General features: G+C 61.4%; 24 protein-coding genes. 13 read left to right on the top strand and 11 right to left on the bottom strand.

All coding sequences use genetic code 11. From position 1 onward, the window contains the following. Positions 1–78 precede the first annotated feature (78 nt). Together CLG96_RS18710 and CLG96_RS08220 are read right to left on the bottom strand one after the other, a co-directional pair. Positions 79–216 carry a hypothetical protein gene (locus CLG96_RS18710; RefSeq protein ID WP_165799596.1) on the bottom strand — a complete coding sequence of 46 codons (138 nt, stop codon included), beginning with the start codon at positions 214–216 and terminating at the stop codon, positions 79–81. 209 nt (positions 217–425) lie between these two features. Further along, the gene (locus CLG96_RS08220) at positions 426–1343 is read right to left on the bottom strand and encodes an AraC family transcriptional regulator (protein ID WP_107967393.1); all 918 of its coding nucleotides are present in this window, start codon (positions 1341–1343) and stop codon (positions 426–428) included. Between the two features lie 88 nt (positions 1344–1431). Between CLG96_RS08220 and CLG96_RS08215 the strand changes: the two genes are divergently transcribed. The 7 genes from CLG96_RS08215 to CLG96_RS08185 all read left to right on the top strand — a co-directional run bounded on the left by CLG96_RS08215 (position 1432) and on the right by CLG96_RS08185 (position 7260). Next, positions 1432–2394 (top strand): SDR family NAD(P)-dependent oxidoreductase, encoded by a 963-nt coding sequence (locus CLG96_RS08215; RefSeq protein ID WP_107967392.1) that lies wholly within the window; start codon positions 1432–1434, stop codon positions 2392–2394. Positions 2395–2895: 501 nt separating this feature from the next. Then, positions 2896–3657 carry an SDR family oxidoreductase gene (locus tag CLG96_RS08210; protein WP_107967391.1) on the top strand — a complete coding sequence of 254 codons (762 nt, stop codon included), beginning with the start codon at positions 2896–2898 and terminating at the stop codon, positions 3655–3657. A 31-nt stretch (positions 3658–3688) separates the two neighbouring features. Continuing rightward, complete coding sequence (locus CLG96_RS08205) at positions 3689–4129, top strand: hypothetical protein (protein ID WP_107967390.1); 441 nt, start codon at positions 3689–3691, stop codon at positions 4127–4129. A gap of 13 nt (positions 4130–4142) precedes the next feature. Further along, the gene (locus CLG96_RS08200; RefSeq protein ID WP_341476944.1) at positions 4143–4607 is read left to right on the top strand and encodes a carboxymuconolactone decarboxylase family protein; all 465 of its coding nucleotides are present in this window, start codon (positions 4143–4145) and stop codon (positions 4605–4607) included. Positions 4608–4674: 67 nt separating this feature from the next. Beyond that, the gene (locus tag CLG96_RS08195; protein ID WP_107967389.1) at positions 4675–5259 is read left to right on the top strand and encodes a glutathione S-transferase N-terminal domain-containing protein; all 585 of its coding nucleotides are present in this window, start codon (positions 4675–4677) and stop codon (positions 5257–5259) included. Between the two features lie 31 nt (positions 5260–5290). Continuing rightward, on the top strand, positions 5291–6511 hold the full coding sequence (locus CLG96_RS08190; RefSeq protein ID WP_107967388.1) for a bifunctional alpha/beta hydrolase/OsmC family protein: 1221 nt from the start codon (positions 5291–5293) through the stop codon (positions 6509–6511). Then, complete coding sequence (locus tag CLG96_RS08185) at positions 6508–7260, top strand: SDR family oxidoreductase (protein ID WP_107967387.1); 753 nt, start codon at positions 6508–6510, stop codon at positions 7258–7260. The genes CLG96_RS08190 and CLG96_RS08185 overlap by 4 nt, the downstream gene beginning before the upstream one ends. A gap of 6 nt (positions 7261–7266) precedes the next feature. Here the strand turns inward: CLG96_RS08185 and CLG96_RS08180 are convergent, their stop codons facing one another. The 5 genes from CLG96_RS08180 to CLG96_RS08160 form a co-directional block, all read right to left on the bottom strand. Then, positions 7267–7689 (bottom strand): DUF1810 family protein, encoded by a 423-nt coding sequence (locus CLG96_RS08180; protein WP_107967386.1) that lies wholly within the window; start codon positions 7687–7689, stop codon positions 7267–7269. 32 nt (positions 7690–7721) lie between these two features. Beyond that, positions 7722–7994 carry a GNAT family N-acetyltransferase gene (locus CLG96_RS08175; RefSeq protein ID WP_243395695.1) on the bottom strand — a complete coding sequence of 91 codons (273 nt, stop codon included), beginning with the start codon at positions 7992–7994 and terminating at the stop codon, positions 7722–7724. A gap of 110 nt (positions 7995–8104) precedes the next feature. After that, the gene (locus CLG96_RS08170) at positions 8105–8785 is read right to left on the bottom strand and encodes an FMN-dependent NADH-azoreductase (RefSeq protein WP_107967384.1); all 681 of its coding nucleotides are present in this window, start codon (positions 8783–8785) and stop codon (positions 8105–8107) included. 12 nt (positions 8786–8797) lie between these two features. Further along, positions 8798–10186, bottom strand: coding sequence for a MocR-like pyridoxine biosynthesis transcription factor PdxR (gene pdxR, locus CLG96_RS08165; RefSeq protein WP_107967383.1), 1389 nt, complete (start codon positions 10184–10186; stop codon positions 8798–8800). A gap of 404 nt (positions 10187–10590) precedes the next feature. Next, the gene (locus CLG96_RS08160) at positions 10591–11490 is read right to left on the bottom strand and encodes a LysR family transcriptional regulator (RefSeq protein WP_107967382.1); all 900 of its coding nucleotides are present in this window, start codon (positions 11488–11490) and stop codon (positions 10591–10593) included. Between the two features lie 95 nt (positions 11491–11585). Between CLG96_RS08160 and CLG96_RS08155 the strand changes: the two genes are divergently transcribed. From CLG96_RS08155 to CLG96_RS08135, 5 genes are all read left to right on the top strand, one after another. After that, the gene (locus tag CLG96_RS08155) at positions 11586–12335 is read left to right on the top strand and encodes an SDR family NAD(P)-dependent oxidoreductase (protein WP_107967381.1); all 750 of its coding nucleotides are present in this window, start codon (positions 11586–11588) and stop codon (positions 12333–12335) included. An 83-nt stretch (positions 12336–12418) separates the two neighbouring features. Then, complete coding sequence (locus tag CLG96_RS08150) at positions 12419–12967, top strand: RrF2 family transcriptional regulator (RefSeq protein ID WP_107967380.1); 549 nt, start codon at positions 12419–12421, stop codon at positions 12965–12967. Next, positions 12964–13614 carry a response regulator transcription factor gene (locus tag CLG96_RS08145; RefSeq protein ID WP_107967379.1) on the top strand — a complete coding sequence of 217 codons (651 nt, stop codon included), beginning with the start codon at positions 12964–12966 and terminating at the stop codon, positions 13612–13614. Before CLG96_RS08150 ends, CLG96_RS08145 begins: the two co-directional genes overlap by 4 nt. Positions 13615–13721: 107 nt before the next feature. Then, positions 13722–14096, top strand: a complete 375-nt coding sequence (locus CLG96_RS08140) for a response regulator transcription factor (protein ID WP_107967411.1) — start codon at positions 13722–13724, stop codon at positions 14094–14096. A 149-nt stretch (positions 14097–14245) separates the two neighbouring features. Next, positions 14246–16147: a PAS domain-containing sensor histidine kinase gene (locus CLG96_RS08135; protein ID WP_243395694.1), complete on the top strand. Its 1902-nt coding sequence runs from the start codon at positions 14246–14248 to the stop codon at positions 16145–16147. 24 nt (positions 16148–16171) lie between these two features. Here the strand turns inward: CLG96_RS08135 and CLG96_RS08130 are convergent, their stop codons facing one another. Beyond that, positions 16172–16921 carry a sensor histidine kinase gene (locus CLG96_RS08130; protein ID WP_165799595.1) on the bottom strand — a complete coding sequence of 250 codons (750 nt, stop codon included), beginning with the start codon at positions 16919–16921 and terminating at the stop codon, positions 16172–16174. A 368-nt stretch (positions 16922–17289) separates the two neighbouring features. Here CLG96_RS08130 and CLG96_RS08125 point away from each other — a divergent pair, with 368 nt between their 5' ends. Then, a complete protein-coding gene (locus CLG96_RS08125) occupies positions 17290–18072 on the top strand; it encodes an alpha/beta fold hydrolase (protein ID WP_107967376.1) in 783 nt (260 codons plus the stop codon). A 148-nt stretch (positions 18073–18220) separates the two neighbouring features. Here CLG96_RS08125 and CLG96_RS08120 read toward each other — a convergent pair whose 3' ends face one another. From CLG96_RS08120 to CLG96_RS08110, 3 genes are all read right to left on the bottom strand, one after another. Then, on the bottom strand, positions 18221–18739 hold the full coding sequence (locus tag CLG96_RS08120; protein ID WP_107967375.1) for an alpha/beta fold hydrolase: 519 nt from the start codon (positions 18737–18739) through the stop codon (positions 18221–18223). 120 nt (positions 18740–18859) lie between these two features. Continuing rightward, on the bottom strand, positions 18860–19690 hold the full coding sequence (locus tag CLG96_RS08115; RefSeq protein WP_107967374.1) for an alpha/beta fold hydrolase: 831 nt from the start codon (positions 19688–19690) through the stop codon (positions 18860–18862). 207 nt (positions 19691–19897) lie between these two features. Further along, entirely contained in the window at positions 19898–21355 is a 1458-nt protein-coding gene (locus tag CLG96_RS08110) for a catalase (protein WP_107967373.1), read from the bottom strand. Positions 21356–21786 lie beyond the last annotated feature (431 nt).

Here is a 21786-nt window from a genome sequence, read left to right as displayed (position 1 = left end):
GCCGCTGGCCTCGGCGTCAACGACATAGTACCAACCGCCGCGGCTCTAGCTGCCGCTGGATGAAAGATCAGAGGCAGGTCACATGCTCCCTGCGCTGGTGAGATTGCCGCGCGCGTCATAGTTCGGCACGATCGAGCCCGACTGGGTATATTGGTTGAGCCCGTTGGTCGCGATTGGCTGATTGCGGTAGGTCCGCTTTGAGAAGCTGAAACGCAAGAAGCTGTCATTCGAGAGATAAGCTGCCTAACGCTGCGTCGCGCATACCAGATTTTGCTAGAAAGTTCGCAGCCAGGGAACAAGCGCATTATCGTGATTCCTTCGCCTCTTATTTCCTTTCGATAACAGGAGATCGACTCGCCTTTAGCATCGTCAACGATAAGGGTTATCGCCATTTAAAATGCAAAGCCTCGAAGACCGATTAAAAGTCAGGAACCACGTTCCTTCATGTATCGCTTTGGCGACAGGCCAAACTGACGTCGAAATGCAGTAGTGAAAGCACTCTCCGAAGCGTAACCGACAGACCGTCCTATGGCACCGACAGGTTTGCGGCCATCACGAATCTCTCGCTCTGCGAGCTGCATTCGCCATTGCGTGAGATAGGCTATCGGCGCCATTTCCATGATCTTCCTAAAGCGAAGCGTGAATGCCGTTCGTGACATACCGACAGACCGAGCGAGTTGATCGAGGGTCCAATCATGCGCTGCATCGCGATGCATCAATTCCAGCGCGCGGGCAATGTGCTCGTCCGAAAGGCCGCTCAGCCAGCCCCTGAGGTCGCCTCCGCCCCTTTCAAGATGTCCCCTCAGGAGATGAAGCAATATAAGCTGAGCAAGTTGAGCCGAAGCCAGGGCAGCACCAGCCCGCGCTTCCTTGAATTCGTGACCCAGCCTTTCGATTAGCCAGCGAATTAAAACCGCATTTTGGTCAGTGGCGTCCAGGTGTACGATGGCCGGAAGGACATCCAGGAGTAGTGGCGCGCGCGTTTCTTCTAGCAGTACGCGCCCTCCAAGGAGGTAGGTATCCGTTATTTCGCTGCTCGACGATAAATGATCTGCCGCTTCCGGAATCACTGTGGAGATATCGATTGGCCTTGTCTCCAGAGAGCTAGCGAGAACATAGGGCCGGTTGCCGCTCAATAGCAGGACATCGCCCGACTGAAGGAAAAGCGGCGCGATCTCATCAGAGTAGATCCAGGCATTTCCCCGACTCAGCGCGACGAACTTCAGGCCGCGCACACCCTGGCATGTAAATGCCCAGTCGCCTCCAATTTCCATGCGGTTGGTCACGACCGTGCGCGCATCCAGCAATGCCAATATGTCCGAAAGGGGATCGCTGATCAGCATTTATGAACGATCGCGCAAAAAATCGACCTGATCAAGCATGGATCGGACCACGGGTCGGCATCTATTTGGCTTGCAAAGGAGCTACACAATGCCAGCAGCACAAAATCCTATCGGGTCCGGCTTCGATGCTTTCACCAGCGCGTCGGACGTCATCGCCGGCATCAGCCTGGCGGGCAAGGTTGCGGTCGTTACAGGCGGATATTCCGGCCTCGGGCTCGAAACGACGCGGCATCTCGCAATGGCCGGTGCGGAAGTGTTCGTGCCCGCGCGTTCCGTAGAGAAGGCACGCATCCAAACTGCCGGAATTCCTCGCGTTTCGATTTTGCCCATGGATCTTCTGGATCGCAGAACGATCGACAGCTTCGCCGACACTTTCCTTGCCACCGGCAAGGCCCTGCATCTCCTGGTCAACAGCGCAGGTGTGATGATGCCTCCTTTGTTCCGCGACGCAGACGGCAATGAAGGCCAGTTTGCGGTCAATCATCTCGGCCACTTCCGATTGGCGCAACGGCTTATGCGCTCACTGGAGCTAGCCGATGGCGCGCGCGTGGTTTCAGTGTCATCGCGAGGACATTTTCACGGCGCCGTGGATTTCGACGACCCCGCTTTCAAAACGCGCACCTACGACGCTGCAACGGCATATGGTCAAGCAAAGACAGCCAACGCACTTTTCGCCCTGGCGTTGGACAATCGCTACCAAAATCGCGGGATCCGCGCCTTCTCCGTTCATCCCGGCGCGATCCTCACCAACCTGATGCGCCATGTGCCCGCGGCTGCCTTGCGGGAGCATCGCATCGTCGATGAACATGGATCACCTCTGATCGACCCTGCGAACGACAGAAAGACCGTCCCTCAAGGCGCTGCCACGCAAATTTGGTGCGCGGTCAGCCAACAACTCGACGGGCTTGGTGGCGTTTATTGTGAGGACTGCGATATCGCGCCGCCCTGTCCGGCAGAAAGCTCGGCCATGCGCGGCGTCAAACCATGGGCGATGGATGAGGAGATGGCGGACCGGCTCTGGGATCTGAGCGAGCGGCTGCTTGCAGCCTGAAGTTCAAGCTGACCGGGGAGAGGCCAAATCGCCTGCCTCGAAGCGAGATAAGCCGAACATCTGAAAAACAGGAGCCGGACAGGTAGGATGCTCGCCTGCCATTCCGTTGGCCATAGGGAGAAATCGGAAAAACCCCTATGTTCATCATCCCTGTCGCGTCCGATTAACACGGCTCCATAGGCGATCATGATTTTCTTCATTGCGACAGATGCCCAGGCATTTGGCCTGGCGTCTGTCTGCAGGACCGATCACCTCAATCCATAGGTCGATTAGATCAACTTTCGAAAATCCGGATAAGGTCCGAGATCGCCCGAACACAATGTACCAAGCCTTGCCTCCCAGCCGATATACTGCGGCAGCGTCCCCGGATTGATCCATCATCGATGGTACATTGGCTTTCTCAGCTCTCGGTTCTGCAACGGACCCCCTGCCCCCTTTAACGTCCAGGCAACAGACACGGCAGGCGTCGTGGCTCTGGACACTCAGGGAAAGGCAAGGTCCATGAAAATCGTAGTTATCGGCGGAACCGGCCTGATCGGTTCGAAAGTCGTCCACAAGCTGACGCAATTGGGTCATGAGGCCCTTGCGGCAGCGCCCAATACCGGCGTGAACACCATCACCGGAGAAGGGCTGGCTGAAGCTCTGGCAGGTGCCAAGGTCGTCATCGATCTCGCGAATTCGCCTTCGTTCAAGGATCAGGCGGCCATGGATTTCTTCCAGACCGCGGGCCGCAATCTCATGCAGGCCGAAGCGGCCGCCGGCGTGGGCCATCACATCGCGCTGTCGGTCGTCGGCACGGAAAATCTCCAGGACAGCGGCTATTTCCGCGCCAAGCTGGCGCAGGAGACGCTGATCAAGAGCGGTTCGATCCCCTATACGATCATCCACGCGACCCAGTTCATGGAGTTCCTGCGCGGCATTGCGCAGTCGGCGGTGGTGGGCGGCGAAATCCATCTGTCGCATGCCTATATCCAGCCCATGGCGGCCGAAGATGTCGCCGAGGCGGTCGTCGCCGTTGCCCTCGCAGCGCCTGTCAACGGCACGGTCGAGATTGGCGGACCGGAGAAATTCCATCTCGATGAACTGGTCGCCCGGGTGCTCGACTATGACCGGGATCCGCGCAAGGTCGTGACCGATCCCGAAGCACGCTATTTCGGCGTGAAGCTGGAGGAAAACTCCCTCATCCCCGGCCCGCAGGCAAAGCTCGGTAGGACCAGCTTCGACTGGTGGCTCGCCAACGTCCCGCCGCCGCCGAAGAAATAAGGCACCGCTCCTCTTCGATCGGAGTATTGCCATGCTCAAGACGATCAGCATCGGATTGGCGTCTGTCCTTGGCCTCGCCGCCATCGGCAACGGCCTTTACATGCTCAATTCGCCGGCAAACTGGTATTTTGCAGTACCTGGTGTCACGACGACAGGGCCGTTCAATCAGCATTTCATCCGTGACATCGGATTGATCTTCCTGTTCCTGGGCGGCGCTTTCCTGATCGGCGCATCCCGGCCGGACGTTCGCATATTCTTCTGGGGAGCGGCGACGACCTGGCTCTGGGGCCATGCGCTGTTCCACTTCTGGGAAGTCGCGGTCGGCATCTGTGGCCCGTCGGCCATCGCCCGCGATTTTCCGGCGGTAACGCTCCCCGCCATTCTCGGCACGCTGCTGACGATCTGGGCCGTCATCGACGCCCGGCAATCGGCGCGGACGCGGCGCGCCACCCTGTTCAACACCCCCGCATGACATGAAGGAGACGATGATGACCCCTCGCATGAACATCTTCCAGGCCGCCCCCGATGCCATGAAAGGGATGCTGGCCGTGGAGGCGAGCATCGACGCTTCGGGCCTCGAACATAGCCTGGTCGAGCTGGTGAAGCTGCGCGCCTCGCAAATCAACGGCTGCGCCTTCTGCATCTACATGCACGTCAAGGACGCGACCAAGCATGGCGAGAGCGACATGCGCATCCATCTGCTCGATGCCTGGCGCGAATCCCCGCTCTATACCGACCGTGAGCGCGCGGCGCTCAACTGGACGGAATCGCTGACCAGGATCGCGAAGACCCACGCGCCCGACGCCGATTATGAACTGCTCAAGACCCAGTTCAACGACAAGGAAATCGCCTATCTGACCGTGCTGATCGGCGCGATCAATTTCTGGAACAAGGTGCAGATCGGCCTTCGCGCCGTCCACCAGGTCGAAGAAAACGCGGCCGCGGCATAAGGCCCGCCGACCGGCTGGAGCACCGTCGCCCCCGGTGCTCCAGCCATTTTCATCAGGAGCAGATGCCATGAAACTCTATTACTGCCCGTGGGCGTGCAGCCTTGCCGCCCATATCATGCTGCATGAGAGCGGTGAGCCGTTCGACAGCGAAAGCGTGGACCTGAAGAAGAAGGTGACGGCAACCGGCATCGACTTCAACCGCATCACGCCCAAGGGCTATGTCCCTGCCCTGCTGCTCGACAATGGAGCGCTGGTCACGGAGAATATCGCGGTTCTCGACTATCTGGCATCGCGCTTTCCGCAATTCGGCCTCGAAGGTCCGCTTGCTCGCACCCGGCTGATCGAAGCGCTCGCCTATGTGTCGACCGAAATCCACAAGAGCTACAAGCCCTTCTGGCACGGAGGCACCGATGGCCAGAAGAATGTCGCAAGCGCCTACATCACTGGGCGGATGCGCTACCTGGCGGGTCTTCTCAAGGGCGATTATCTTTTCGGCGAGCACCCCACGGTCGCGGATTTTTATCTGTTCGTCACGACCCTGTGGGCAGGCCGCTTTGGGGTGGAAGTTCCCGCGCCACTCGCCGCGCTCCACGAACAGCTGAAGACCCGGCCCGCCGTGTACGCCACGCTGAAGGTCGAGGGGCTGGCATAGCCCGGCCAGGCTTGATGAAGCGAGAAACCCCATGACCACCCGCCCCTTCGACTTCCTGAATGCAGCGGGCGAGCGCCTGTCCGGCGCGCTCGAACTGCCGGTCGGTCCGCCGCGCGCCTGGGCGCTGTTTGCCCATTGCTTCACCTGCGGCAAGCAGAATATCGCGGCAGTGCGGATCTCGCGCAGGCTGGCGGGCGCGGGCATAGGCGTGCTGCGCTTCGACTTCACCGGCCTCGGCAAGAGCGAAGGCGACTTTGGCACATCGGGCTTCAGCCATGACGTGCAGGACCTTCTGGCTGCGGCGGCCGCAATGACCTCCGAGGGCATGCCGCCGCTCCTGCTTATCGGGCACAGCCTTGGCGGCGCGGCGGTGCTGGCTGCTGCCGGTTCGCTGCAGCAGGTACGTGCGGTGGCAACCATCGCGGCGCCTTTCGATGTCAGTCATGTGCTGGCGCAACTGGCCCCGGATGCGCTCGCCAGACTTCAAGCCGAAGGGCAGGCCAGCATATCGATCGCCAACCGGCCTTTCCTCATCAGCAAGCAATTTGTCGATGACCTGCGGCAGCAGGACCAGGGCGCACGGATAGCCGCGCTCAAACGCCCCTTGCTGCTGCTCCATTCGCCGACGGATCAGGTAGTGGGGATCGACAATGTCACCAGCCTCTATCTCGCGGCACGGCATCCCAAGAGCTTCGTGTCGCTCGATGGCGCCGATCATCTGCTGACGAGGGACGGCGAAGCGGATTTTGCCGCCGACATGATTGCCGCCTGGGCGGGCCGCTATCTGCCCGGTCCCCTACCCACTGCCGCAAGCCCCTTCGATGCCGAAGCCGAGGAAACGGGACTGGGCAGGTTCCAGCTCGCGATGCGCGCGGGCAAGGCGAGCTTCATTGTCGATGAACCGGAGCATCTTGGCGGCCTCGGATCGGGGCCGACGCCCTTCAATCTGCTTTCCGCCGCGCTGGCCGCGTGCACGACGATGACGCTCCGCCTCTACGCCACCCGCAAGGGGTGGTCGGTCAGCAGGATCCGGACCGGCGTCCGTCATCGTAAGGAACAGGGTGTGTCGGTTCCGGACGTCTTCAGCCGGCGGATCGAGATCGAAGGAACGCTCGACGCGCAGCAACGGGCCGAGCTCCTGGACGTCGCCGACCGTTGCCCAGTGCATCGCACGCTGGAAACCGGCTCCCGCTTCGATCCGACGCAGGCGGGTTGGGACTTGCCGCAGGAATCGGAGGATAGGGCATCATGAAAATTGCAGTGATCGGCGGCACCGGCCTGGTCGGCCGCAAGCTCGTCTCCCGTCTCCGCCAGGCCGCGCATGAGGTGGTCGTGGCGGCCCGATCGACCGGTGTGGATCTTGTCGGCAATTATGGCCTGAACGAAGCGCTGGACGGCGCGAAGGTGGTCGTTGATGTCTCCAACTCCGGCTATGCGAATGTAGAGGGCATGCAGGCCTTTTTCGAACAGGCCGGGGCCAATTTGCTGGCGGCCGCGCGGAAGGCAGAGGTTGCGCACCTTATCGCCCTGTCCGCGGTCGGCGCCAACCTGCTGGACAGCGGCTTTTACCGGGCCAAGCGGACGCGGGAGGAACTGATCTCGGCCTCGGGCATGCCCTTCACCATCCTTCGGTCGACGCCCCTGTTCGAGTTCATCCACCATATCGTCGATGCCGGTGGCGAAGGCGACCTCATCCGCCTGCCCCCGGTCAGCATGCAGCCGGTCGCGGCCGACGATGTCGCGCGGCTGCTGGCGGACATCGTCGCCGATCGCCCGGCCAATCAAATTATCGAGATTGCCGGCCCGGATTATGTCGGCCTGCCTGAACTTGCCCTCGAGATCCTGGCTGCCAACGAGGATATGCGCCGCATCATCGTTGACCCAGCGGCCTTCTATCTGGGCGCTCGCTTCGATCGTGAACCGCTGACAGGAGGCGATCATCCCATGCTGGCATCGACCGGCTTCGAAGCCTGGTTGCGGGATTGGATCGCATCCGCCTGATCCGGCTCAATTATATTGGCCGATCCGGATCATGGTTTCCTCGTCGACCATATTGTCGAACCATATGGCCAGGACCGACCGCAGCAAGACTTCATTGGTCGCTTCCGAAAAGAGTGTCAGCGACGCATGGAGCTTCCGCGCATCGGCTTCGCCGAACACTTCGCGCGCAGAACTGTCGACCAGCCGGAAAAGCGTCTCCACCGACTCCCTGTAGCGGTTGCCGAGGATCGGAAAATCGAGATAGGCAGTCGCTTCATCGAGCGAGGATATGGAATATTGGGTCTCGCCGTCGGCCTCGCTGGAAAACCGCGGAAAGATGAAATCCATATAGGGCGTACACATGACGCCGCGGCGCAGAATATCGAGCGCGTCATCATAGGTCTCGGCCTGCGCAGTGAGGAAGCGCTGGAGATTATATTCGTCATTCATGAATAACCTCCAATTCCAATGGGATCACCTTCTCATCCCGCGACGATGTCGGCATATTCGGGATGCTTGCGGAAGAAATTGCCCATGAACGGGCATCGCAACACGACTTTCCCGCCCGAACGGCGGACCAGGTCGAAAGTGCCTGTCGCCAGTCGGGTGGCGATGCCCTGCCCCCCAAATTCATAAGGGACCTCGGTATGGATGAGCACCAGCCGCCCTTCATCGTCGACCCGGTAATAGGCCGCCGCGATCTCCCCATCGGGCAAGGGAAGTTCGAACCGTCTCTGGCTCTTGTTATCGGTCACTTCAGCATCCATGGAAACTCACCTGTTTGAGGAACCATGACAGATTAGGCCTGCGGGAAGAGGACAACAGGCCCAAGCGCTGAAAATGCGATTGTACCGACCCCGCGTGCTCAGCCTGCCCGTGACAGCTGCAGATCGCGCGGCCCGATGCGGCCGTCGCGCTCCTCCGCCCAATTTTCGGCAATGTCGCGCAGCGCCTCGCGCGCACGGGCAAGGGCCGCCAAGCGTTCGATCTGCCGGGCAAATTCCAGCGGCTGGGCATCGACGAAGAGCGGATCGGTCACACCGACAAAGCCGAAGGCAGCCCGCAGCGAGGAGGTCAGCGCATCCATCCCGGCAAAGGGCGTCCCCGGACGCAGATCGACGCCGCGCGTCGTGACGAAGAGAGTATTTTTGCTCTCCAGCGCCCCCAGATAGCGGCCATCCTCGGTCGGAATATAGGTGAGGCCGCCCCGCACGATCATATCGACAAAGGCCTTGAACGGCGATGGCATCGACCAATTGTGCATCGGCATCGCGAACAGCAGCGCATCGGCGTCCAGCACACGGCGACACAACGCATCGGAAGGCGCCAGGACAGCGCGCATTTCGGGCGTGCGGTCTTCCGGAGCGGTATAGGCCGCGCTGGCGAACAGCCCCGTGACGGGTGGCGGCGCATCAACGGCAAGGTCGAGATAGTCGACCGACAGCGCCGGGACATGGCGGCGAAGCTGGTCGACAAAATATGCCGACAATGCCCGCGAGTTGGAATGCGCGCCTCGAGGACTGGAATCGACGTGCAGCAATTTCATCGGATGGTCCTCTCAGATCGCTTGGGCTGAGGGTTGGTCGATCAGCGCCTGGAGCGTTTCGCAGGCCCTTTCGACACTTCCCTTGCGAAGGTTGGTGACGCAGAGGAGCAGCCCCGATTGGGCCTGATCCTTGTCGCTGTACCAGATGGAAAGCGGCGTCGGCGCAATGCCTCGATCTATCGCGCGACGCGCAACCTCCATGTCGTCGACGCCCTTTGGCAGGTGCGTCAACACGGCGAGGCCCGCGAAGGAATCGACGGCGATGCCGGATCCCAGACGGGCATGCAGCGCGTCCCGGCGTTCGCGATAGAGCGCCTTCATATGACGCAGGTGACGCAGGAAATGACCGTCCGCGATAAAGTCCGCGAGCGCGAGCTGGGTCGTCACATTGGGGGACGGGTTAAGGTGCGCCGCCACCTCGGCAAATCGCTCTGCCAAGGCCAGAGGGGCAACCACGAAACCAAGGCCAAGCGCCGGGCTGATCGTCTTGCTGAAAGTCCCGATATGGATGATGCGGCCGGATGTGTCGTCCGCCGCCAATGCCGGTGACGCCCGGCCCGAAAGCTGCAATTCGCTAAGATAGTCATCCTCGATGATCCAGCCGTCCTCCCGCATGGCCCAGGCAATCAAGGCGGCGCGACGCTCCGGAGCCAATGTGACTCCGGTGGGTGCCTGCTGCCCGGGCGTGACAAGCGCAAGAGCCGCATTGGGCGCCAATCTCATCCCTTCATCCACGCGAAGCCCCTTCGCGTCGACCGGTACCGGCACGACTGTCATCCCGCCCATTTCCAGACCGGTGCGGGCGATGGGATAGCCGGGGTCCTCGACCCAGGCTTGGCGCCCTCGCAGGTGCAGCGCCAGCATCGTCAGGCAGAGGCCGTTGCGATAGCCGCTGGTCAGGATGATCTGGTCGGGCAGGCAGTGAATGCCACGCGTAATCGCCAGTTGCGCGGCGATCTGCGCACGCAGTTCAGGCCGCCCACGCGGATCGGGCGGACCGACTGGCGCCATGGCATCATCGCGAGCGGCCCTGGTCCGCAAACGCGCCCAAAGCTTGGCAGGAAAGGCATCCTGCGCCGGGACGCCCATCTGGAACGGCAGAGGCCGTAGACCGAAGCCTCGTTCGATGCCGCGCAGCGGCGGCGCGATTTCGATCTTCTGGTCGATCTCCTTTTGCATCGCTGGTCTTGCCCGCGGCGCCGCGACCCGGGTGCCGGCGGCACCGGCCGACACGACCAGCAGTTCGTCGGCCAGCGTCTCATAGGCGGCTTTCACCGTCCCGCGCGCAACGCCCAGTCGCGCCGCCATGTCGAGCCAGGATGGGAGCCGCGCGCCCGGTTCCAGGCGCCCGTCGACGATCGCCGTACGCAACATGGCCGTGATCTGGACGGCGATGGGCATCGAGCGCGATCGGTCGATCTCAAGGGCGATGTCTCTGTTGACCCATGGTGCAGTCATCTCTTCACCTCATGGTACTGGTGGCGTCCCTTCAGGCATTGGAGGCTATGGGGCGCCCCCCACACTGTCGAGAATAGGCCCACCTATCCAAAGGTTGAGGTCGGCCTGGCTGGCCGGCCAGTCCCGCCTCTATGGTCGGCGTGCCCTTGCGGCGCCTTGCCTCCCCCTTGGTACAGTCCGCTTTTCAGCTCTTGCGCCTAAACGCGACCGTGCCGCCGCCTATCATGGCGTTCGATCGATCCGCGCTAGCAAAGGGAACATGGCGATGCCCACCGATACCGCCCCGGCCATGATCAGCCGCGAAAAGCTCATGCACGCCGGATCGGCTTTCGCAGCATCTGAGCGCGTCAGCGCTTCAAATCACGCGCCGCGAGTGTTTCGGCGATGAAATCGGTAAAGAGCCTTACTCGCAGCGGCGCAACGCGGCCAAAGGCGTGCAGTGCCGTCATCGGCACCGGCGCCAGCGGTTCCTGCGGCATCACCTCGACCAGCCGCCCGGATTGCAGGTCCGGCTCAACCGCGATCCGGAGTAGTTGCGCAATGCCGACACCGTTGAGCGCGGCGGTGCGCATGGCAAGTCCGGAATCGGTATCGAACACACCGTCGGGAATCAAAGTCTCGCCATTGGCGAAGCGGATGGGATAGGCCCGTGCTCCCAGCAGATAGCGGATATGCGCGCCACGCCCCAGTTCTGCGATCGATCCCGGCTGGCCCGCACGGTCCAGATAGGTGGGTGAGGCCACCAGCACGAGCGGCAGGCACCCAAGCGGCCGAGCGATCCAGTCGCCCTCCCCACTCCCTCCAGCCCGCAGTGCGACGTCATAACCTTCGCGGACGAGGTCGACATGCCGGTCGGAAATGCTGATCTCCAGCTTGATCTCCGGATAACGCGCGACGAAGGCGCTGGTCAGTGCATCAATCAGCGTCGGGCCCAATATGCCGGGAATAGTGGCTTTGAGCAGACCATATGCCTGCCCTGCCCCAGCAAGCACTTCATCGGCATCCTCTAGCGCCCGCAACAGCGGCGCGACGCGCTCATGATAAGCCATGCCCTCGACGGTGAGCGAAAGCGATCGCGTCGAGCGGAGGAACAGCTTCACGCCGAGCCGCCGTTCGAGCCGCTCCACATTCTTCGACACTGCGGACGGCGTGGTCCCGGCGAGCCGCGCCGCCGCGCTGAACGACCCCGCCTCGACCGTGCGGACAAAGGCGAAAAGCCCGGTGGTGCGCTCAAGGTTCCTCTTCATTCGATAGTTTTTGGCAAAGACGATGTGCCTCAGTCCAGTCTTATCCGATCTTCTGGAACAGCCATATTCCGCCGATCAGCGAAGGAGAAATGACTATGACCCGTTTGCAGGGAAAGGTCGCGGTGATCACGGGCGGCAATAGCGGCATCGGGCTTGCGGCGGCAAAAGTCTTCGCGTCCGAGGGCGCGCAACTTGTGATCACCGGACGACGCCAGAAGGGCGTCGATGCTGCCGTGCGCGAGATTGGATCAGCCGCAATTGGCGTTCAGGGTGATGTCGCGGACCCACAGCATCATGCGCAAGTGGCCGATCTGGTCCGCGAGCGCTTCGGCGGCGTCGACATCTATATGGCCAATGCCGGGATCAACACGATCACGCCTTCGCACGAGGTGTCCGAGGCAGAATATGACGCACAGTTCGCCGTCAACGCGCGCGGCACATTTTTCGGCGTGCAGAAGATCGTTCCGGTGCTTCGCGACGGCGGATCGATCATCCTGACCGGTTCTCTGGCGAGCGAAAAGGTGTTGGAAGGCCATGCGGTCTATGCCGGGACCAAGGCGGCGATCGGCGCCTTCGCCCGCAGTTGGGCGCTTGAACTCAAGGATCGCGGCATTCGCGTCAACATGCTCAGTCCCGGTCCGACCGAAACCGCCATCCTCGACAAGCTGGGCGTCGCGCCGGAAGAGCGCGGCGCCTTCATCGACAGGATGGCAGCAGCGATCCCTCTGGGCCGGCTGGGACAGCCTGAAGAGCTTGCCCGAGCCGCGCTGTTCCTGGCGTCCGATGCGAGCAGCTTCGTGACAGGCATCAATCTGCGCGTCGATGGCGGAATGGCGCTGCTCTGACTGGATCACGCAGACCGGCTGCGAGCGCGAGGCAAGAGCGAAAATTCTTGTCTCGCAAAACATGGACAAATATAATCCACGTTATGGCCCACCTCACCGTCAGCGTGGAATATGGCATGCACTGCCTGCTCTGGCTGGTCGGTGCCGGCGACCAGCCGCGGAGCGGTCGCGACCTTGCCGAATTTCAGGGCATTTCTCCCAGCTTCGTCGCCAAGATTTTCTCCAAGCTGGAAAAAGCGGGCATCGTCCGCGCTGCGGAAGGTGTGCGAGGGGGCTATTTGCTCGCCCGTGCGCCCGAGCAGATCAGCGTCCTCCAGGTCGTCGATGCGATAGAGGGCAGGAAGCCGCTGTTCGATTGCCAGGAAATCCGCGGGCGTTGCGCCATTTTCGGCGAGTCTCCGCCATCCTGGGCAACAAGGGGCCCCTGCACAATTCACGCTGTCATGATGCGAGCGGAAAAGGCGATGCGTGACGCGCTTGCTGCCCAGTCCCTCGCGGACATTGCGCAGACGGTAGCGGGCAAGGCTCCGCCTGAATTCCCCGACAGGATACAGGGCTGGTTCGAGGACAGGATTGCGGCACGTGTCCACAAGCCCCGTTCACCAACATTTGCTGAGAGGACAAGTCCATGATCGGCACGGCCGCTGAAGAGGCTCCACCGCTCGTGCTTATCGTCGACGACGATGTCGACGTTCGCACGGCAATCAGCGAACTGATGCTGTCGGTCGGCATCGAGGCATGCTGTTTCGGCTCGACGCGCGAGCTGATGGATTCGCCGCTGCTCGAACGGGCGCGATGCCTGATCCTCGACGTGCGCATGCCGGGATCGAGCGGCCTCGACCTGCAGCAGCATCTCGCCGCCGCCGACATTACCAAGCCGATCGTCTTCCTGACCGGCCATGGCGACATTCCCATGTCGGTGCAGGCCATGAAGGCGGGCGCAATCGATTTCCTGACCAAGCCGGTTCGCGACCAGACCCTACTCGATGCCGTCATCGCAGGGATTGAGCGCGATATCGCCCAGCGCGCCAGCACCCGGATCGTCCAGCAGCATGTCGAGCGCTTTTCCACGCTGACGCCGCGCGAAAGCCAGGTCATGCGCGCAGTAGCGCTCGGTCGCCTCAACAAGCAGATCGCCTTCGACCTCGGCATCACGGAAATCACGGTCAAGCTGCACCGCAGCAACGTGATGAAGAAGATGCAGGCGGCCTCAATCGGCGAACTGATCCGCGCCTGGGAAATCCTGCCCGCGGAATTGCGGGAAAGCCGTGTATCCTAGGGCCTACACCTTGGTATGGTTACAACGGCTTACAAGTTACGCGACAATGTCGTCACCGGTGCGAGAGAGGACAGAGTCGTTTGCCCCATATACCCGTTGTCGCGATCGTGGACGATGACGAAGCCGTCCGCGAGGCCCTCTCGGATCTGTTGATGGTATCCGGGCTCGCCTGCCGTCCCTTCGACGGGGCGCCGGCCTTCCTTGCCGAATATGCGCCCGGCCGCTTCGATTGCCTGATCACCGACATGCGCATGCCGGGCATGAGCGGGCTGGAGTTGCTCGAATGCCTCCATACCCTGGGATCCGCGATGCCTGCTATCGTGCTGACATCGGTTCACGATGATCAGGCTCGCACGCGTGCGCTCGACCTTGGCGCGAAAGCCTGGCTTACCAAACCGGCTGCTGATGACATGCTCCTTCGCCAGTTGCACGCGGCCATCGGCGGGAACGGCGTGATCTGGCCTGAAGGGTTGGGGCAATGACGCCAACATCGCCCGATACGCTGGTCGAGAGATCGGAGCCGGACATTGCGGACCTCGCCTCCGAAAGCGTGATCATCTTCGATACGTCGGGCACCATCCAATATTGGAATCCGGCGTCGGAGGTGCTCTACGGATGGCCGCCGCTTGCCATGGTCGGTCGCGGCATCGGCCACTTGTCCGCGCGCGGTGCGAACGAGGGTGAACATTGGCGCCTGCTGCTTCAGGAAGGCGCATGGCAGGGTTCGGTCAGCCGACGAACCCTGTGGGGCATTCATGTTGCTGCCGACATCCGTCAATATGTCCGCTTCCATGACGACGGCACGCCGCGGGACGTGGTGGAATATGGCCGTCGATCGCTGAACGAAAGTGCGCCGGTCGGCGGAGACTGGCATATTCCCGACCGCCTGATGGCGGCAAGCTGGGAAATCGACACGTCCCGCGCGCAGCAGCTGATTGCAACAATCGTCGCGCTCCGCCGGGCGGGAACCGTCATCGCCCCTTCGCAATTCACGCTCTGGTGTCATGAGCTGGTCCAGGCGACCCGCATCATCAACGTCAATGACCGGACCGCGCGCCTGGTCGGCGGCAATCGAGGCCGCGCGCTCATGGTCGGCCAGTCGGTCGCGACTTTCTGGCCGATCGAAAGCCGGGCAATATTGGGCGCACTCATCGTGGAAGCCTTCATGTCCGAGACGGTCGGGCCAACCCACCGGCGCCAGCTTGTTTCGGATGGTATCCTGCGTGACCCGGTGGTAACTCTGTGGCGCGTGACAGAGCCGGAGCGAGCGCATCGAATCTTCGTGGCGGTCAACGGCACAGCCGATGACGACCGGTCCTATCTCTATCTGAGAGCAAGCGAGGCACGATACCGGAAACTCGTCCACTACATGCCGATCGCGCTTCTTCAGGTCGATGCCAGCCATATGGGCAAAATCTATGCCGATCTCAGAAACAAGGGCGTTGCGGACTTCCACCGCTATCTGGACGCGCACCCTGAACTCATAGACATCGCGAACGAGACAGTGCGGGTCACCGACGTCAACCGCCAGGCCGTGCAGATGTTTGGGGGAACCTCCCCGCTCGACCTCATCAGGCCCATCAATTATCTGTTCACGATCAATCGCAATTCCTTGCGCAATGTCATGATCGGCCGTTTCAACGGCCAGCAAAACCATGCTGAACTGACAAGAATGCAGACCTTGGACGGCCGCATCGTCGACGTGCAGCTATCCGTCACTTACCCCGTGGCGCCGTTGGAGCTGGATGTCACGATCTTCGCCCTCGAGGATGTCACAGCCCGCCTGCAGATGGAGGCACAATTGCGCCAGCTGCAGGCCGATTTTACCCATGCCGCGCGGATCTCGACCTTGGGCGAGCTGGCGACTTCCATCGCGCATGAGGTGAACCAGCCCCTTGCGGCCATCGTCACCAATGCGGAAACGAGCCTGCGTTGGCTCGCGCGGGCGGATCCCAATATCGCCAAGGTCACGCAGCTGACGGAACGAATTGCCGCGAGCGGCCGCCGAGCGAACGACATCGTCCAGCGCATTCGCGGCATGGCGGCGAAGCGCGCCCCCGAACGCGTCGCATTGGACCTGAATGAAGTCGCCCAGGAAGCGTTGATGTTCATCCGCCACGAGGTCGATTCCCGGGCCATCCGCATCAACACGGCCTTCGGGACCGCGCTCCCGCAGGCGATCGGTGACCGCATCCAGCTGCAGCAGGTGATCGTGAACCTGCTCATCAACAGCGTCCAAGCGGTCGAAGTGAGGGAAAAGGATGCGCGGATCATCATGCTGGAAACAGGTTTGGATGATGATGGCGCGCTGTGCTTCTCGATCCGCGACACCGGCCCGGGCATCCCGCCCGCTGACCTGGATCGCATCTTCGAGGGGTTCTTCACCACCAAGGACAGCGGCATGGGCATGGGCCTTGCGATCTGCCAGTCGATTATCGCCGGGCATCATGGCCGGATCGTCGCCGTCAATCATCCCGATGGCGGCGCCCAGTTCCGCTTTGCCATTCCAGCTGGCACAGGCGCTGTCCGATAGAAGAGCGCCCGTCCCGCCTGATGCTCAGAAAGCTATCGGATCGCTCGCCGGAAAGCTGTCGACAAGCGCCTGATCCAGCCAGTCATCTGCCGCCTGCCGTGCGCCAGCTCCAGAGGGAAGTGCTGGCAGGAAAAGACGCACCCTCGTCCCGCTTCCCGGACCGGTGCTGATCGAGACGCTGCCCCGCGCTTCCTCCGCAAAATGGCGCACCATCGCAAGGCCAAGGCCCGTCCCCGCGGATTTGGTGGTGAAGAAGGGATCGAAGGCGCGCGTCTCCACTTCTGGTGTCATCCCGATCCCGCTGTCGGCGACCTCTACCATCAGCTGGTTTCCCTCTGCCATCACCACAACCGCGATCAATCCGTCATCGGGGATCGCCTCATTGGCGTTGAGCACAAGATTGAGCAAAGCATTTTCAAGCTTCTGCCGGTTGCATCGCACGAGCGGCAGATCATCGTCGACACGCGTGGTCAGAACGACATTCGCGTCGACAACCCAATGCAGCAACTGCTCCAGCTCGGCGAAGCAGGCAGAAAGGTCGACTGGCTCCTCGACCGTGGCGGGGGCCCGCGCAAAGCCTAGTATCGCGCGTACCAAGCCGCTGATGCGCCGCAGCGATGCTTCCGCGCCTTCGAAGACCGGCTGCAGCTCGGCACTTGCCGCAAGGGATGAACGGGCCTTGAGACGATGGATGGCGGCCGACAATAGTTGAACGTCGTTGCCCAAATCATGGACGATGCCGGCAGTCATCATTCCCAACGCCTCCAGGCGCACTGCGCCGCGCGTTCGATCGGGCCTCGAGCTATCTGCGATGGTGGCGTGAAATGATGGTCCTGGCATGCTGGCCCCTTTCTCCGATGCGTAGCGCTTTCCGGATCGTTAGCGGCGATGGCGTTCAGCCATCGGCTTCATCCCGGCCGCAAAATTGCCAGTGCGAACGGGTGACCAGCTACCCGCCCAGACGATGGGTGAACTTCATGCTGAAGTATATTCGCGGATGATGAAGCCCCCAGCCGACCCTGTTCCTTGGTGCAGGCGAAGCTAGGCCCCGGTTGTGCATGAGAGATGCCTTCGGCTGATAGGCCCGAGGCCACAGCCGATGCATGCCAATGTGAGTGAAAGCCGCATTTGGGAGGACCGACATGCATCGCATCGCACATTCGCTGGCGCTCGCCACACTATGGCTTGCCGGCCCCGCCAGCGCCTATGCCAAGGAACAGGAAGCCAAGCCGACGATCATATTGGTCCATGGGGCGTTTGCCGATTCCTCGGGCTGGAATGATGTCATCGCCAGGCTGGAGAAGAAAGGTTACCCGGTGATCGCGGCCGCCAACCCGTTGCGCGGGGTTGCGAGCGATGCGAACAGCATTTCTGCGATCGTTCGATCGGTATCGGGGCAGGTCGTGCTGGTGGGCCATTCCTATGGCGGCGCGGTCATCACTGAAGCGGCCCACGGCAACAGCAATGTGAAGGCCCTGATCTATGTCGCCGGATTTCTGCCGGAAGCGGGTGAATCGAGCCTCAGCCTGTCGGGCAAATTTCCGGGCAGCACCTTGGGCCAGGCGCTGATGTCCGTCAGCCTGCCCGACGGAACGACGGACCTTTATATCCGTTCGGCGAAGTTCCATGACCAGTTCGCGGCCGATGTTCCGCCAGCGCGGACAGCCCTGATGGCGGCCACGCAGCGCCCTGTGAGCCAGGCCGCGCTCGCCGAGCCATCCCGCACGGCCATGTGGAAGAGCTTGCCCAGCTACGTCATCTACGGTTCATCCGACCGGAACATTCCGGCAGCGGCGATGAAGTTCATGGCCGATCGCGCGCACGCCCGCAAAACGGTGGTCATCGCCAATGCCTCGCACGCGCTGATGGTATCGCGCCCTACCGAAGTAGCCGCGATCATCGAGGAAGCGGCGTCTGCGGACTGATCCATCGGCAGGGGCGGCATGGCTGTCGCCCCTGCCATGCCCGAAGCGACTGCATTGGCGGGATCTTAACTCTCCCGGCCCGCATTGCCCGTCGGCTATCGGCTTGGCGACGGCATAGGCAGCGGCAAGCCCGATATTTTCGGAGCGCTTATGGGCAAGCTGCAGGATGACGCAAAATCGCGGCTGCCGGAATTGCAAATGCCCGAAGCTTCCAGCCGCGCTGACAAGCGCGCGCGCCCCAATCGAAGCCGCCGATGATCGCCCGCTGGATGGCGAGAGAATCCATCAGCGCTATGACATCGACCGCCAGGACTGCCTGCTCGCCATTTCGCACCATGTCGGGTGAGCGAAATCGGGTGCCGCCATATCCCCGCAGATAGGGAATGATGACGCGATACCCCTTCGCAGCCAGCAACGGCGCTATTTCGGCAAAGCTGTGGATATCATAGGGCCAGCCGTGAAGCAGAATGACCGGCCTGCCGCGACGCGGCCCCATATCGACATATTGGATGGACAGGTCGCCCGCATCGACCCGCTCCAGCTTTTGCCATGGAACAGTCTGCGCGCGGGCGGCAGCACCGCAAACGACAGCTGCTCCAGCGCCGGCCGCTAAACCGAGTAACCTGCGCCGTTCCTCATCGAGCAACTCTGTCGGAGAACGCATCATCAATTCACTCCATTCGTCATGACGAGTCGATCGTGACCACGCAGTGCGACAGCATGGAGTTTGGGTGCGCGACAGCGTCACGCACCCTCGCAAAGCCCGAATGGATCTCAGGTCACCCGTTCACTTCTTGATGAAAGCGAGCATGTCGGGATTGAGAATATCCGCATTGACCGTCAACATTCCGTGCGGAAGGCCCTGATAGATTTTCAGTTCGCTGTTCCTGAGAAGCTTCGATGAGAGCATTGCAGAATCGGCGACAGGCACCACCTGGTCATCGTCGCCGTGCAGTACGAGCACGGGAACCTCGATCGATTTGAGATCTTCGGTGAAATCAGTTTCCGAGAAGGCCGCAATGCAATCATATTGCGCTTTTGCGCCGCCCATCATGCCTTGGCGCCACCAATTCTGAATGGCGCCCTGATTGATTTTAGCACCGGGGCGATTGAAACCATAGAAAGGGCCGCTCGCAACATCGAGGTAGAATTGCGAACGATCGGCCGCAAGGCTTCTGCGAAAGCCGTCGAAAACTTCCAGAGGAAGGCCCCCAGGATTAGTGGCGGACTTGACCATCACCGGGGGTACGGCGCCCACCAGAATGGCTTTGGCCACCCTGCCCTTCCCGTGGCGCGCGACATAGCGGGTAGCTTCGCCCCCGCCAGTGGAGTGCCCGATATGGACGGCATTGCGCAGGTCGAGTGCCGCCACGAGCTCAGCGACGTCCGCGGCGTAGGTATCCATCTCGTTACCAATATCGGTTTGGCTCGAGCGCCCATGACCGCGGCGATCATGCGCTATGACGCGAAAGCCCTTTTCGAGGAAATAGAGCATCTGGTTGTCCCAGTCGTCGGCAGACAGCGGCCAGCCATGATGGAACATGATCGGTTGGGCGGTCTTGGGACCCCAATCCTTGTAGAATATCTCGGTCCCATCCTTTGTCTTGATGCGGCTCATATTTACGTCTCCTTTCATTCTGGAAAGTGGAATCGGTCGGCTCGATGCAGTCTCGGCGACAACGGCAAAGGTTGCGGCCGACATGGCCGTCAGAAATTCCCGCCGCCCCAGATCGCCAAATGGAGAGATCACATGCCTTTCTTCATCGCGCACGGCGCTCCTCCTCTTGCATGATTGACGAAATCTCCGATTTCGCTTCTGAGCTCGTCATTCCGCTCCATTGGCCATCTCGAGCCCGAGGGCCTTGGCGACGCCGGCGCCGTAGGTCGGATCGGCCCGACTGCAATTTGCGACATGTCTGCGCTGGATCGGCTCGGATGCTCCGCCAAGCTGTCGAGCGGTGTTTTCGAACAGGAGCCGCTGCTGCTCAGGCGACATGTTTCGGAACAGAATTCCGGGTTGTTCCCAATGATCCTCCTCGACCCGATGGTCCCAATGGGCGGCAGGTCCTTCTATCGGGAAAGGGGGCTCGTTTTGGGCAGCATCGGTTTCCCAGACGCCCTGGCTATTGGGATAATAGCTTAGCGTATCATCCAGATTGCCGTCGGTGCGCATGGCCCCGTCGCGATGATAGCTGTGGAACGGACATTTCGGCGCATTGATCGGAATATGTCCATGGTTGACGCCGAGCCGATAGCGCGCGGCATCACCATAGGAGAATAGCCGGGCCTGAAGCATCCTGTCAGGCGAAAATCCGATGCCCGGGACGATGTTCGCAGGCGTGAATGCAGCCTGTTCGACTTCCGCAAAATAGTTTGACGGATTGCGGTTCAGCTCGAAGAAGCCGACCTCGATCAACGGATAGTCCTTTTTCGACCAGACCTTCGTCAAATCGAAGGGGTTATGGGAGTGGACGGCCGCCTGCTCCTCGGTCATCACCTGGATATAGAGGGTCCAGCGAGGGAAATTCCCCGCCTCGATCGCAGTGAACAGGTCTCGGCCATGGCTTTCTCGGTCGGATCCGATGACAAGCGCGGCTTCCTCGTCGCTGAGATTTTCGATGCCCTGCTGTGTCCTGAAATGGAATTTCACCCATGTCCGGTGCCCGGCTGCATTCAACATGCTGAATGTATGGCTGCCAAAGCCATGCATGTGCCGGTAGCTTTTGGGAATGCCGCGATCCGACATGGCGATGGTGGCCTGATGCAGCGCCTCGGGAAGCAACGTCCAGAAGTCCCAGTTGTTCTCGGCGCTGCGCAGGCCGGTACGCGGATCGCGCTTTACCGCATGATTGAGGTCGGGAAACCGCAGCGGATCGCGGAAGAAGAAGACGGGCGTGTTGTTGCCGACGATGTCCCAATTTCCTTCCTCGGTGTAGAACCGGACGGCAAAGCCACGAATGTCCCGTTCTGCATCGGCAGCACCGCGTTCGCCGGCAACGGTGGAGAAGCGCGCGAACACCGGCGTCTGCTTGCCTACTTCCGAGAAGATCTTCGCCCTGGTGAAGGCCGTGACATCATGCGTTACGGTGAATGTGCCATGGGCGCCTGACCCCTTGGCGTGCATGCGTCGTTCCGGGATGACCTCGCGATCAAAATGGGCGAGTTTCTCGATGAGCCAGATGTCCTGCAGAAGGGCTGGCCCGCGCTTGCCGGCCGTCATGATGTTCAGATTATCCGCAACGGGCGCTCCCGACGCATGCGTAAGCTTGGCACTGCCGCTCATTCGAAACCTCCTTGATCGATCAGGAGGTTATGTCCGGCGAACGTTGGGTTCGATCATACGGAAGCCGTGCAAAGCCAGGGCCTTGGGATAGGTCCATCTGGTGCAGTGACGATCAGTCGCACCTATGCTTTGGCACAGATGTTCCTAGACGTCGGCCCGACCTATTCTGTGATCAGTTGCGATCACCGGAAGGACAAGGAAGGAAGTATTGCTGGCTTTTCGCGAATGTGGCCTGAAGGTCGACCAGGCGCGACGGATGACCCGAAGGGCAGCGTAGCCAACGATCTGGAGCGCGAAAATGCACGGCTCGATCACGATCGCGTCGATGCCGATTTGTCCGCAACGGCGCGGGCGTCGCCCTGCCCGCAGAGGGAAAGGCAGGCGCTCGCGAGCATAATGGCGCGTGTCAGGAAGCGCCTGACGTAGCTCTT

This window comes from Sphingomonas oleivorans (genome assembly GCF_003050615.1).
In the GTDB taxonomy this organism is placed as follows: Bacteria; Pseudomonadota; Alphaproteobacteria; order Sphingomonadales; family Sphingomonadaceae; genus Sphingomonas_H; species Sphingomonas_H oleivorans.
The sequence above is the reverse complement of the archived record's forward strand: the minus strand, read 5'-3'. Positions and strand labels throughout refer to the sequence as shown.